14 protein-coding genes are annotated in these 12,683 nt (G+C 65.6%); 4 read left to right on the forward strand and 10 right to left on the reverse strand.

The window, feature by feature from the left end; genetic code table 11:
• Positions 1-108: 108 nt before the first annotated feature.
• The 10 genes from LT988_RS01365 to LT988_RS01410 all read right to left on the reverse strand — a co-directional run bounded on the left by LT988_RS01365 (position 109) and on the right by LT988_RS01410 (position 8,402).
• On the reverse strand, positions 109-597 hold the full coding sequence (locus LT988_RS01365; RefSeq protein WP_232410664.1) for a phosphatidylglycerophosphatase A family protein: 489 nt from the start codon (positions 595-597) through the stop codon (positions 109-111).
• A gap of 4 nt (positions 598-601) precedes the next feature.
• Positions 602-1,576: a thiamine-phosphate kinase gene (gene thiL / locus LT988_RS01370; protein WP_232408488.1), complete on the reverse strand. Its 975-nt coding sequence runs from the start codon at positions 1,574-1,576 to the stop codon at positions 602-604.
• Positions 1,577-1,700: 124 nt separating this feature from the next.
• Positions 1,701-2,198, reverse strand: coding sequence for a transcription antitermination factor NusB (gene nusB, locus LT988_RS01375; protein ID WP_232408489.1), 498 nt, complete (start codon positions 2,196-2,198; stop codon positions 1,701-1,703).
• On the reverse strand, positions 2,198-2,668 hold the full coding sequence (gene ribH / locus LT988_RS01380) for a 6,7-dimethyl-8-ribityllumazine synthase (protein ID WP_232408490.1): 471 nt from the start codon (positions 2,666-2,668) through the stop codon (positions 2,198-2,200). The genes nusB and ribH overlap by 1 nt, the downstream gene beginning before the upstream one ends.
• A gap of 188 nt (positions 2,669-2,856) precedes the next feature.
• Entirely contained in the window at positions 2,857-4,002 is a 1,146-nt protein-coding gene (gene ribBA, locus LT988_RS01385; RefSeq protein WP_232408491.1) for a bifunctional 3,4-dihydroxy-2-butanone-4-phosphate synthase/GTP cyclohydrolase II, read from the reverse strand.
• A 75-nt stretch (positions 4,003-4,077) separates the two neighbouring features.
• Positions 4,078-4,761, reverse strand: coding sequence for a riboflavin synthase (locus tag LT988_RS01390; RefSeq protein WP_232408492.1), 684 nt, complete (start codon positions 4,759-4,761; stop codon positions 4,078-4,080).
• 50 nt (positions 4,762-4,811) lie between these two features.
• The gene (ribD, locus tag LT988_RS01395; RefSeq protein ID WP_232410665.1) at positions 4,812-5,924 is read right to left on the reverse strand and encodes a bifunctional diaminohydroxyphosphoribosylaminopyrimidine deaminase/5-amino-6-(5-phosphoribosylamino)uracil reductase RibD; all 1,113 of its coding nucleotides are present in this window, start codon (positions 5,922-5,924) and stop codon (positions 4,812-4,814) included.
• A 59-nt stretch (positions 5,925-5,983) separates the two neighbouring features.
• Positions 5,984-6,496 (reverse strand): transcriptional regulator NrdR, encoded by a 513-nt coding sequence (gene nrdR / locus LT988_RS01400; RefSeq protein ID WP_232408493.1) that lies wholly within the window; start codon positions 6,494-6,496, stop codon positions 5,984-5,986.
• Positions 6,497-7,753 (reverse strand): serine hydroxymethyltransferase, encoded by a 1,257-nt coding sequence (gene glyA / locus LT988_RS01405; RefSeq protein ID WP_232408494.1) that lies wholly within the window; start codon positions 7,751-7,753, stop codon positions 6,497-6,499.
• Positions 7,754-7,949: 196 nt separating this feature from the next.
• Complete coding sequence (locus tag LT988_RS01410) at positions 7,950-8,402, reverse strand: DUF29 domain-containing protein (protein ID WP_232408495.1); 453 nt, start codon at positions 8,400-8,402, stop codon at positions 7,950-7,952.
• A 387-nt stretch (positions 8,403-8,789) separates the two neighbouring features.
• Between LT988_RS01410 and ubiG the strand changes: the two genes are divergently transcribed.
• The 4 genes from ubiG to bioF all read left to right on the forward strand — a co-directional run bounded on the left by ubiG (position 8,790) and on the right by bioF (position 12,566).
• Positions 8,790-9,509: a bifunctional 2-polyprenyl-6-hydroxyphenol methylase/3-demethylubiquinol 3-O-methyltransferase UbiG gene (gene ubiG / locus LT988_RS01415; protein ID WP_232408496.1), complete on the forward strand. Its 720-nt coding sequence runs from the start codon at positions 8,790-8,792 to the stop codon at positions 9,507-9,509.
• Positions 9,509-10,375, forward strand: a complete 867-nt coding sequence (locus tag LT988_RS01420) for a squalene/phytoene synthase family protein (protein ID WP_232408497.1) — start codon at positions 9,509-9,511, stop codon at positions 10,373-10,375. The genes ubiG and LT988_RS01420 overlap by 1 nt, the downstream gene beginning before the upstream one ends.
• Positions 10,376-10,605: 230 nt before the next feature.
• Positions 10,606-11,355 (forward strand): SDR family NAD(P)-dependent oxidoreductase, encoded by a 750-nt coding sequence (locus tag LT988_RS01425; RefSeq protein ID WP_232408498.1) that lies wholly within the window; start codon positions 10,606-10,608, stop codon positions 11,353-11,355.
• 35 nt (positions 11,356-11,390) lie between these two features.
• Entirely contained in the window at positions 11,391-12,566 is a 1,176-nt protein-coding gene (bioF, locus tag LT988_RS01430; RefSeq protein WP_232408499.1) for an 8-amino-7-oxononanoate synthase, read from the forward strand.
• The last annotated feature ends 117 nt before the right edge of the window (positions 12,567-12,683 follow it).

The raw sequence follows: 12,683 nt of genomic DNA on the forward strand, positions 1-12,683 counted from the left end.
AGGGCGAATAAATTCGCCCTTACACGGCGGTAGATCATTTCCCGGAAATCACCTTAGGTGTTGAGATCCTAGGGGTGATTGCCCCTGCAGTTGTTTGAACGGCTCCCTTCAGGTCGGTATCCACGCGGCGGCGAGTGCCACGAGGATGCCCGCCATCGCCCCGGCGATCAGGTCGTCGAGCATGATGCCGAGGCCGCCGGGCACCTTGCGGTCCGCCACGCTCACCGGCCAGGGTTTCCAGATATCGAAGAGCCGGAAGAGTGCAAAACCGGCGAGGATCCAGACCCATCCGGCCGGTGCGGCGACCATGGTCAGGAGGAAGCCGACCCATTCGTCCCAGACGATCGCAGACGGGTCTTTGGAGTCCAGGTCGCGGGCCGTGCGGTCGCAGGCCCAGATCCCGATGACGGTGAAGAAGACCAGCAAGCCGACATAGAGTGGCCAGGCAAGCGTGCTCAGGAGCAGATAGAGCGGAATCGCGGCAAGCGTGCCGGCGGTTCCGGGCGCGCGTGGGGCCAGTCCCGAGCCGAAACCGAAAGCGATCCAATGATCGAGTCGTCGCGGATTAAAGCCGGACTGAAAGCCGCGTTGAGGCATGCCGTCAGGTGTTGTTCGCGAAGTGGTCATAACCGGCACTCGAGAGGCGCATCGGGGCACCGTCAAGCCCCTTCAGGGACAACCCGGGTTCTGCATGGATGCGCCCGACGGCGGTCAGGGCGCAGCCGAGCCCATCCGCCATCGATGCGATCAGCCCTGTATGCTCGGACGGCGCGCAGAAACAGAGCTCGTAGTCGTCTCCGCTCGACAGCGGCAGCAACCAATCACCCTCGGATGCGATCCGGCTTGCGACGGCGGGAGACAGGGGCAAGGCCTCAAGGTCGAGCTCGGCCCCGACACCGGATGCCGCAAGGATGTGGCCGAGGTCCCCGGCTAGACCATCAGAGAGATCGATCATGGCGGTGGCGATCCCACGCAACGCCGAGCCGAGCTCGACGCGCGGGGCGGGGCGTTCCAGTCGCGCACGTAAGGCTTGATCGATCGGACCGCCCTCGCGCATGAGCCGGAGCGCCAACCCGGCATCGCCGAGGGTTCCGCTGACCCAAACGATGTCGCCGGGACGAGCGCCCTTGCGCCGCACCGCCGTGTCGGCGCGCACTACACCATGAACCTGCACGGTCACGCTCAAGGGACCGCGCGTGGTATCGCCACCCACCAAACGCACTCCATAGGCTCGGGCCAGGTCGCCGAAGCCGCGGGCGAATGCCGCGAGCCAGTCGTCGTCGCGCTCGGGCAGGGTCAAGGCCAACGTCGCCCAAGCGGGCGCAGCGCCCATCGCGGCCAGATCGCTCAGTCCGACGGCTAGGGATTTGTGTCCGATGGCCTCGGCAGCGCAGTCGTGAAAGAAGTGAATCCCGGCGACCAGGGTGTCGATGCTGACCGCCAGGCTCAGGCCGACGGGGACCTCGAGCAGTGCACAATCGTCGCCGACGCCGAGCAGGACGTCGGAACGGGGCGCGCCCAGGTCGGCGAAAAAGCGGCCGATCAGGTCGAACTCGGAGCGCGATCCTTCATGCATCGGCAGTGCCCGAAGGTCGGGTCGCGGTGGGGCGGGTCGGGTCGCTCGACCTGCCTCGACGCAACGTCGGATCAGCGTGCCGGACCCGCTGATGACCTGAAGAGGCCGGTGTCGCCATGCAGACCTAGACCGGCCGACCCGACGCCGCCGCATGTGTGCGAGCGACCTTGTCGAGCACACCGTTGACGTATTTGTGCCCCTCGTGGGCGCCGAGCAGCTTGGTCAGCTCAACCGCCTCGTTGATGGCGACGCGATCCGGAACGGAGTCGGAGAAGAGGATCTCGAAGGCCCCAAGGCGCAGGATCGCGAGCTCGACCGGATCGACCTGACTGATGGGTCGATCGAGGACGCGGTCGAGCTGCGCATCGATTTCGGCGACATGGATCGGGACGCCTGTCAGCAGTTGATCCAACAGCTCCATGTTGAAGTTGAACCGCTCCCTGGCATCGGGCGGCGCGGCGTCGTCCTCGTCCCCGTTCAGCGAGCCGGCAAGTGCATCGAGCCATTCGGGGTCATCGAGGAGATGGCGTTTGATCTCCATCGGGTCTTCGCCGGTCAGCCGCCATTGATAGAGCGCCAAGGCGGCATAGCGGCGTGACTGGCTGCGGGGGCTGATCGTCATCAATCGAGCTGCCGCAAGAGGTCGACCATCTCGATGGCGGACATGGCCGCTTCGGCGCCTTTGTTGCCCGCCTTGGTGCCGGCACGCTCGATCGCCTGCTCGATGGTATCGACGGTCAGGACGCCGAAGGCGACCGGGATGGCGTATTTGAGGCTGACCTGGGCCATGCCCTTGACGCACTCCCCGGCGACGTATTCGAAGTGGGGCGTGCCGCCGCGGATCACCGCACCCAGCGCCAGGATGGCGTCGAAGTTGCCCTTGGCGGCGATACGCTCGATGGTCACCGGCATTTCGAAGGCACCCGGCACCCGCACGATGGTCAGCGCCTCATCGGCAGCACCGTGGCGCTTGAGTGTGTCGATAGCGCCTTTTTCGAGCGCCTCGACCACGAAACTGTTCCAGCGCGACACCACCAGGCAGAAGCGTGCATTGTCGGCGCGCATGGCGCCCTCGATCGTCTTGATACTCATCAGTTGGCTCGTCTCGATTCAAACCGCAAAGACGCAAGGGCGCGCAGGGTTTCAAACCGAAGTCTTGGAAGCTGTTCTCATCGACGAGGTGCCTGCCGGTTGTGCATTGCGACCTCGTCATCCTTTGCGTTCCTTGCGTCCTCTGCGCCTTTGCGGTTCGCACTCTCCGTCTCGGAATCCGCCCTGGCTCAGGTCGCTGGACCGCTCTCCGGCTTCCCGCCGGTGTACTCGACGACTTCCAAATCGAAGCCCGAGATGGCGTGCATCGCCTTGGGCGCACTCATGACGCGCATTTTACGCACGCCGATATCGGAGAGGATTTGGGCGCCGATCCCGTAGGTCCGCAGGGCGTTGCGGTCTTGGCGGCGCGCGGGCACGACGTCGTCCTCGTCGTGGAGCTGAAAGTCCTTCAGACGCGCCAGCAGGTCGGCCGCACTGTCGCGGTTGCGCAGCACCACGATCACGCCCTCGCCCTCGGTCGCGACCTGCCGCATCACGTCCTGCAGCGGCCAACCGCAGGCGTTGTGACGCGTGCCGAAGAGGTCGCACAGGGTGTTCTGAAGGTGCACCCGGACCAGGGTCGGCCGTTCCGGACTGATCTCGCCCAAGGTCAAGGCGAGATGGATCTCGTTGTCGATACTATCCCGGTAGGCCACCAGGCGGAAGGTTCCGTGATCCGTGCGCAGCTCGCACTCGCACTCGCGCAAGACCGCTTTCTCGTGCCGAACCCGATAATGAATGAGGTCGGCGATGGTGCCGATCTTCAGCCCGTGTGTCTCGGCAAAGGCTTCTAGATCCGGACGACGCGCCATCGAGCCGTCCTCGTTCAGGATCTCGACGATCACCGCGGCGGGACTATAACCAGCAAGCCGGGCCAGGTCGCATCCGGCCTCGGTATGACCGGCACGCACCAAGACCCCGCCGGGTTGGGCCATGAGCGGGAAGATGTGTCCGGGTTGGACCAGATCCTTCGGCTGCGCATCCGGCGCGACCGCAGCTTGGATGGTCGTGGCTCGGTCGGCTGCCGAGATGCCCGTCGTCACGCCGCGCGCCGCCTCGATGGAAACGGTGAAGGCGGTCGAATGGGCAGCCTGATTATCGCTCACCATCATCGGCAGGCGCAGACGCTCGCAGTGCTCCTTGCTAAGTGTCAGACAGATGAGACCGCGCCCGTATTTGGCCATGAAGTTCACGGCCTCCGGGGTCACGCAATCGGCCGCCATGAGCAGATCACCCTCGTTCTCGCGATCCTCGTCGTCCATGATCACGACCATCCGCCCTTGACGGAGCTCTTCGATGATCTCTTCGATGCTGTGAAGCCCTGAATGTCCCATGACTCAAATGTCGTCCGAGCGAAAAGCCGGTTAGTTTAGCAAAGTCGGTGCCCAGAAACGCTCGACCACCATCGCTTAAGACGATGAACCCGTGGATCGCACAAAGCCATGCTCGGCCAGAAAGGCCATCGTCAATCCGGGCGTCGCGCCGCTGGAGCCGGCCGCGGCATCGCCCAGCAGCAACCGTTCCAGATAGCGTGCGATCAGGTCCACCTCGAGGTTGACTCGGGTACCGCCGCGATAGCCGCCGATAATGGTCTCTGCGAGCGTATGGGGCACGATGTTGAGCTCGAAGACGGCGCCGTCCACCTGATTGACCGTCAGGCTGGTGCCGTCCACGCAGATGGAGCCCTTCGGCGCGATATAGCGTGCCAGCTCCGCCGGGGCCTGGATACGCAACCGCCAGGATCGCGCATCCTCGCGCTGCTCGATGATCTGCCCGACGCCGTCGACGTGACCGCTGACCAGGTGTCCGCCGAGCGGGGTCGCCAATGTGAGCGCCGGCTCAAGATTGACGGGGCTGCCGGGCGTGAGTGTGCCGAGCGTCGTGAGGGACAGGGTCTCGCGGGAGACATCCGCGGAGAAGCCGTGCGCATGGAGCTCGACTGCGGTCAGACAGACGCCGTTGACCGCGATGCTGTCGCCGAGCGCTGCGCTTGCAAGATCGAGCTTCCCGGCATCGATCGACAGGCGCACGTCGCCGCCGCGTGGCTCGAGCCGCTGGATGCGGCCGATGGATTGGATGATTCCGGTGAACATGTCGATGACGAGTGCCGAATAGTCTGAGTGGTGAGCGATGCCGGGCGGGCCTAACTCGGCGCGCTGGCGGTCGGCTCAGGGCGGGCCGTGATACGAAGATCTCGCCCGACGGAGCGCACATCGGTGATCGCAAGCGGGATGCGATCGCGCATCCGATCGAGTCCGGGCAGGCGAAACAGACCGCGTCCAGCGTCGCCCATCAGGTGCGGAGCCAGGTAGATCAGAATCTCGTCGACCAGACCTGCCGCGACGGCAGCCCCGGCGAGGGTCGGCCCGCTCTCCAGGAGCACCTCGTTGATCTCGCGCCGACCCAGCTCACTCAGAAGTGCACCGAGATCGACCTGCGCCGAGTCTCCCGGGCACAAATACACCTCGACACCTGCGCCCTTCAGCTCTGCCATCCGCCCGGGGTCGTCGACCGCGCCGACGATTAGGGTCGTCCCGGCCAGGGTCAGGATGCGGGCACCGGGCGGGGTGCGCCAGCGGCTGTCGAGGACAACCCGCAGGGGCTGGCGAATCGTCTCGCCCGGACCCATCCCCGGCAAATCCTCCGTGCCGAGCCTTACGTTCAAACTCGGATCGTCCGCAAGCAGCGTTCCGATCCCGGTGAGGATCGCCGAGCTGCCGGCGCGAAGACGCTGAACGTCGCGGCGCGCCGCCTCGCTGGTAATCCATTGACTCTCGCCACTCGCCATCGCCGTACGCCCGTCCAGGCTCGCCGCGAGCTTGCATCGGACGTGGGGGCGGCCCTGCTCCATCCGCTTGATGAAACCCGGGTTGAGCGCGCGCGCCTCGGCCTCAAGCAGGCCGGTCTCGACCGCGACGCCGGCCTCGGCGAGCAATCGCAGACCGCGCCCCGCAACCAGCGGATTCGGGTCGACCATCGCGCAGACGACCCGCGCGACCCCGGCCTCCAGCAGGCCGTCTGTACAGGGGGGCGTGCGGCCTTGATGACAACAGGGCTCCAGCGTGACGTAGGCAGTCGCTTCGCGGGCGCGCTCGCCCGCCTCGGTCAAGGCATGACGCTCGGCATGCGGCTCGCCGGCCCGCCGATGCAGTCCCTCGCCGACGATGCGACCGTCGCGCACGATCACACAGCCGACACGCGGATTGGGGTCGGTCGTGAAACGCCCGAGCTCGGCGAGCTGAATGGCGCGCGCCATGTAAGCATGATCGGCACCCGGCCGCGTGGCACCGCTGGTCTCGACGTGGGACACGGACGTCAAGGCTTGAGCTCCAGCTCCTGAAGCAGATCCAACTGCTGACGCTTCACCTCGGGCGTGGGCTGCTGCTCGAGCCGCTCGATCTCTTCGCGGAAGGCGGCGACATCCTCGAACTTTCGATACACCGATGCGAATCGCACGTAGGCGACCTGATCGAGCTGGCGCAGTTCCTCCATCACCAGCTCGCCGATGCGCAGGGCCGGGACCTCGCTCTCGCCGCTCGACATCAGCTTGCGCTGGATCCGCCACATGGCGCTGTCGATCTCGTCGGTACTGACCGGCCGCTTCTCGAGCGCCCGCATCATCCCGGAGCGCAACTTGCGCCCGTCGAAGGGCGCGCGACTGCCGTCGCGTTTCACGACCCGCGGCAGGTTCAGCTCGGCCGTCTCGAAGGTCGTGAAGCGTTCGTGACAGACGACGCACTTGCGCCGCCTGCGCACCTGGTCACCCTCACCGGAAAGACGCGAGTCCACCACCTTGGTGTCCTGGGCGCCGCAGAAGGGGCAGCGCATTCAACGCTCGTAGACGGGAAAGCGTTTGCAGAGCGCCAACACCTTGGTTTTGACCGCATCGATGGTGGCTTGATCGCCCCGCGCATCGATCAGGTCGCACATCCAACCGGCCAGATCGCCGGCCTCGTCGGTCCCGAAACCACGCGTGGTGATGGCCGGCGTGCCGACACGGATGCCGCTGGTGACGAAGGGCGATTGCGGATCGTTGGGCACCGCATTCTTGTTGACCGTGATGTTGGCCGCGCCCAACCAGGCGTCGACGTCCTTGCCGGTCAGACCCTGCTCGATAAAGCTGACCAGAAAGAGATGGTCGTTCGTGCCGCCCGAGACCACATCGTAGCCTCGCGAGAGAAAGACCTCGGCCATCGTCTGAGCGTTCAGAACGACCTGCTGCTGGTAGACCTTGAAGCTCGGCTCCAACGCCTCCTTGAAGGCCACCGCCTTGGCAGCAATCACATGCATCAGCGGACCGCCCTGGGTGCCCGGGAAGACCAGCGAGTTGAACCTCTTTTCAAGCTCCGGATTGGCCTTCGCCAGGATCAAGCCGCCGCGCGGACCGCGCAGGGTCTTGTGGGTGGTGGTCGTGGTCACGTCGGCGATCTGCACCGGGCTCGGGTAGACGCCGGCGGCGACCAGGCCGGCGACATGGGCCATGTCGACCATCAGATAGGCGCCGACGGCATCGGCGATGGTCCGGAAGCGCGCCCAATCGACGATCCGCGAGTAGGCCGAGAAGCCGGCGATGATCATCTTCGGGCGATGCTCCCGGGCCAGACGCTCGACCTCGGCGTAATCGATCTCGCCGGTCGCGGGATCCAGACCGTACTGGACCGCGTGGTAGATCTTGCCCGAGAAGTTCGGCTTGGCACCGTGGGTGAGGTGACCGCCGTGCGCAAGGCTCATGCCGAGCACCGTGTCGCCGGGCTCGCACAGGGCCATGAAAACCGCCGCGTTGGCCTGGGAGCCGGAATGCGGCTGGACGTTGGCATAGTCGGCGCCGAACAGTTTTTTGGCGCGATCGATCGCCAACTGCTCGGCCACGTCGACATGCTCGCAGCCGCCGTAGTAGCGCTTGCCCGGATAACCCTCGGCGTACTTGTTGGTCAGAACGCTGCCCTGAGCCGCCATCACGCGCGGGCTGGCATAGTTCTCCGAGGCGATGAGCTCGACGTGCTCCTCTTGGCGACGCTCCTCGTCCTGGATTGCACCCCAGAGCTCAGGATCATAGTCGCTGATCTGCATGCTTTTTTCGAACATCGTTCATTCCCCCGGCGGCACAAAGCCGCACAGTGTATCGAGTTTTCGGTTCTGCGTCGCTATCCGGACCGCACAGAGGTGTGGAAATGAGGGATGTCGTGAGGATTGGCAATCCCGCGGACGGTCGGGTTTGAACGGAATCGGTCTCGCCCCTGGGGGGTATCGGATGTCTAAACCGAATCGCGCGAAACACGGTCTAGTCGGCACTCTCGTCGCCCGGAAAAAAGTCAGCAGCCAAGATGTCATCGAGCAGGTAGGGGCAATGTTCGGGAAGCTGCCGGCGATCGATCCCGGTTTCGTCCTCGGCCTTCAGCTTGGCTTTGTCGTAGGCCGCTTGCAGCTTTTCGACCATGAAGGGACGCAGGCTGGGACTGTCGTCCAGCAACTCGGAGATGTCCATACGCTGCGCGAGGATCGTCGTACGCCAGCTGCGCGACCGCTTCGGCGCTTGATAGTGCCATTTCAGGAGATGCATCAGGAGAATGGCCAGACGACTCAAAAGCTCGCGTTTTTCGCTCTTCGCCATAGCCTCGAGTTCCTCTGCGATGTGTTCGACATCGATCCGATCGAGTTGACCGCGGCGCATCAAGGCCACGTTGTCGGTCAGCCATCCGTAGAAGTCTTTGTTGTAGCTTTCAGGTGTGCTCACGTCGCTGTCCTTCGATGGTGTCTCGGGCGGGGAGGGCCTCCGCCCCCGGATAGTCGACTATCCCGTGGGTGTCGGCGTTGCGAATCGAGAATGGTGAATCCGTACCGGTCGAGATGACATGACTATAGATTTAGGAAGCGAAGGCGGCAAATCCTACCGGCCAGGACAGGAATCACGGCCGCCGCGTCGGCTGGACCGTACCATGCCCGGCATGCGAGATTTCGAGACCCTTCCCTACACGCTCGAAGAAATCCTTTCGCCCGGCTTCTTGCCCGAGAGCGGCCGACGCTGATCCGACGCGACGCTTCGCGGTGTAGAATTGCGGCCCGATCAGACCGACATGGCGATCATGGACATGTCGACAGCACACCGCCGGGGCCGCAGACGATGACCGAAACCATCCACAACGTCGATCACGCCGAGATCAGCAAGTTCGAGGAGCTCGCCTCGCGCTGGTGGGATCCGCACAGCGAGTTCAAGGCGCTGCACGAGATCAATCCGCTGCGCTTGGGTTATATCGAGCGCGCGGCGGGCGGGCTGGACGGCAAACGTGTCCTGGACGTCGGCTGCGGCGGCGGCATCCTCTCCGAGTCGATGGCGCTGCGCGGCGCCGAGGTGACCGGAATCGACATGGGCGCCATGCCGCTGCGTGTCGCCGAGCTTCACACCCTGGAGAGCGGCGTGGAGGTCAGCTACCGGCGCGTACCGGTCGAGGTGCTCGCCGCGGAGCAGCCGGACAGCTTCGATCTGGTCACCTGCATGGAGATGCTCGAGCACGTCCCCAGCCCGGCCTCGATCGTCGATGCCTGCGCACGTCTGGTGCGCCCGGGCGGGACGGTGGTCTTCTCGACCCTCAACCGCAACCCGAAGTCCTACCTCTTCGCCATCCTCGGCGCCGAGTACGTCATGGGACTCCTGCCCAAAGGCACGCACGACTACGCCCGCTTCATTCGTCCCTCCGAGCTCCACGCCTGGATCCGCCCCACCGATCTGCGCACGACCGATATGACGGGAATGACCTACAACCCCCTGACCCAGACCTATCGACTCGACTCGGATGATCTCGACGTCAATTATCTCGTGACCTGCGTACGCGATTCCGATTGATGCCGGGCTCGCAGGCGGAGACCGAGTGGGCCTTCCCGAACCCCGCGACCCCGCCGGGCTCGACCGCGTATTACAGCCTTCGCTTTGCACCGGCCCGACTTCGCGATGACCTTGCCGCGTTGCTCGGCTGGCGTCATCTGGTGCGTTCGGTCTTCGATGAGGTATCGGACCGCGGTGTGGCGGCACGCAAGCTCGAATGGTGGAGCGACGAGCTCGAGCGCATCGTCGCAGGCACGGGCCGGCATCCCCTAGCGAGCCGGCTGAGCCGGCTGATCGCGAGGGCCAATCTGCCGCAGCAACCCTTCATCGACATTATCCTGGGGACGAAAGCGATCCTGGCCGATCGACGGTCGCAGGACACCGCCGCACTCGCGGACCTGGCCGACCTGGATCTCGGAGCGCTCAGCGAGCTGATCGCGCGCGCCCACGAGGAGTCCACACCGGCCGGTCTGGCCACTGCCCGACGCGCCGGGAGCTATTGCGGCTTGGTCGAGCTCGTCCGGGACAGCGGCCGCCTGCTCCGCCGGGACCGCTGCGGCTTCCTGCCGGAGGACCGGCTGAAGCGCCACGGGATGAGTCACACCGGACAGGGACCGACCGAGATCCGCAAGCACCTCTCCCCGCTGCTCGCCGATCTCGCCGAGGATCTGGATCGCCATCGCGCCGACCTGAGCCACGACCTCCCTCGCCTGCCCGCCACGATCCGGATCCGCGTCCGTCTTGCGGATCGCCTGCTCGCCGAGATCGCGGCCAGCGACTTCGAGGTCGCTGATCAACGCATCGCACTGACCCCGATCCGCAAGCTCTGGAACGCCTGGCGCGAGAGTCGGCTAAACCGCGCCCCGCGCGGTATATCCTGTTCTTGATGGGGATCGGCCGCGGCGGACTTGACGACCGTCGGAGCCGGCGCGGTCTAGAAGATCCAAAAAAGATTGTTTTAAACCGCGTCCCCGCAAACGTCTTTTGATGCACCGAACGTCGAGCGCACTCGAAAACGAGCATATCGCTCCTGACGCGGTTTAATCGTCAATGCCGCTTCGCGCGATCGCGGCGATAATCCCGAATCTTTACAACCCAGCAAGAGGCATTTGAACCCATGGACTATGGACAATCCGACGCCGATCGACTGGACGGGCGTGTAATTCTGGTGACAGGCGCAGCCGAAGGCATCGGACGCGCCGTTGCGCTTGCCTGTGCTGCTGCCGGGGCGACCGTCGTTTTGTCGCAATCGAAGGAGTCGGATCTCGCCGAGGTCTACGACCGAATCGAAGCGGACGGCGGGCCCGAGCCGGCGATCCTACCGCTCAACCCGGAGACCTCGACCGAGGACGACTTCCTCGCCGCCGCCACCGTCCTCGGCGATGCCTTCGGGCGTCTCGACGGACTCGCCCATTGCGCCTCCTACGCACCCTTCCTCAGCCGCATCGACGACTATGACGCGAGCGAATGGGATCGCGTGATCCGCATCAATCTCACCACGCCCTTCCTCCTCACGCAGGCCTGTATGCCCTTGCTGCGCGCCTCCGAAGACGCCTCGGTGGTCTTTACCTCCGACCGCGTCGGTCGTCAGGGGCTGGCCTACTGGGGCGCATACGCTGCGGCGAAGTTCGGCATCGAAGGACTGATGCAGGTCCTGGCCTCTGAGATGCGCGAAAACGGGAAGATCCGGTCCAACAGCATCGACCCCGGCGTAGTGCGGACCGCCTTGCGCGCCCGCCTCTATCCCGGCGAGAACGCGCTGAACAACCCCCTGCCCGAAACCGTCACCGGGATCTACGTCCACCTGCTCGGACCGGCCGGACGGGGAACGAACGGCGAGGCCCTTCAGGCGCAAGGCCCAGGTTGAGAGCCGCGCACCCGAACGCAGCCGATGCGCCCGCCATGAGCCCCGACCGCGACCAAGCCCTCGACCCCGCACTCGACCGACTCCGGGCCGCGGGGCTCTATCGGCGCCGTCGCGTGCAGGACCGTCCGCAGCAGCCGGAGGCCATCGTGGACGGCCGCCCCTTGCTGAGCTTCTGCAGCAACGACTACCTGGGGCTCGCGAATCACCCCGAGGTCATCGCGGCACTGCAACGAGGCGCGGAGCGTTGGGGCGTCGGCAGCGGTGCCTCCCATTTGGTCAACGGACACAGTACCGCCCATCATGCCCTGGAGGAGGAGCTGGCGGACTTCACGGGGCGGCCCCGTGCGCTCCTCTTCTCGACCGGCTACATGGCAAACCTCGGGATCATCGCGGCACTGACCGGCCGCGGCGACACACTCTGGCAGGACCGGCTCAATCACGCCTCGCTGCTCGACGGCGCCCTCCTCTCGCGCGCGAAACTACGCCGCTATCCCCACGCCGATGCCGCCGAGCTCGACCGCCTGATCGGCGACCGAGACACTCGCATGATCGCCAGCGACGGCGTCTTCAGCATGGACGGCGATCTCGCCCCCTTGCCCGCGCTCGCCCTGCTCGCACGCCGCGCGGGCGCCTGGTTCCTGGTGGACGATGCCCACGGGCTCGGGGTGCTCGGCCGAGAGGGGCGCGGGACGCTCGATCATTTCGGGCTCGGTGCCGAAGAGGTGCCGATCTTGATGGGCACCCTGGGCAAGGCGTTCGGGACTTTTGGCGCCTTCGTAGCCGGCCCCGAGACGCTGATCGAGACCCTGATCCAGCGTGCGCGAAGCTACATCTACACCACCGCGACACCCCCGGCGCTTGCCGAGGCGACACGCACGAGCCTCGCGCTGGCCCGCCGCGAGGACTGGCGACGCGAGCACCTTCAGGCGCTGATCACCCGATTCCGCGCGGGAGCGAACCAGCTCGGTTTGCCGTTGTCGGAATCGCCGACACCCATCCAGCCGCTGATCGCCGGGAGTAGCCACCAGGCGCTGGCCTGGGCGGCGCAGCTGGAATCCCGCGGGATCCTCGTCGGCGCCATTCGTCCGCCCACCGTCCCCGAGGGGAGTGCACGTCTGCGGGTCTGTCTCTCGGCCGCCCACACAGAGACCATGGTCGACCGGCTGCTCGACGCGCTCGGAGCCCTGCGACCCGCGACGCCGAGCACATAGCCCGGAACAAAGGCGCACGCACCTGCAGGTCGGACGAGCGTCGCGAATTCCGACAGTCGACCTCGTGGGGGGAACGCCGGCGCCGTGCTGCCGTTCCGACGGAGCCAATAGGTTAAA

The organism is Thiocapsa bogorovii, assembly GCF_021228795.1.
Classification (GTDB): Bacteria; Pseudomonadota; Gammaproteobacteria; order Chromatiales; family Chromatiaceae; genus Thiocapsa; species Thiocapsa bogorovii.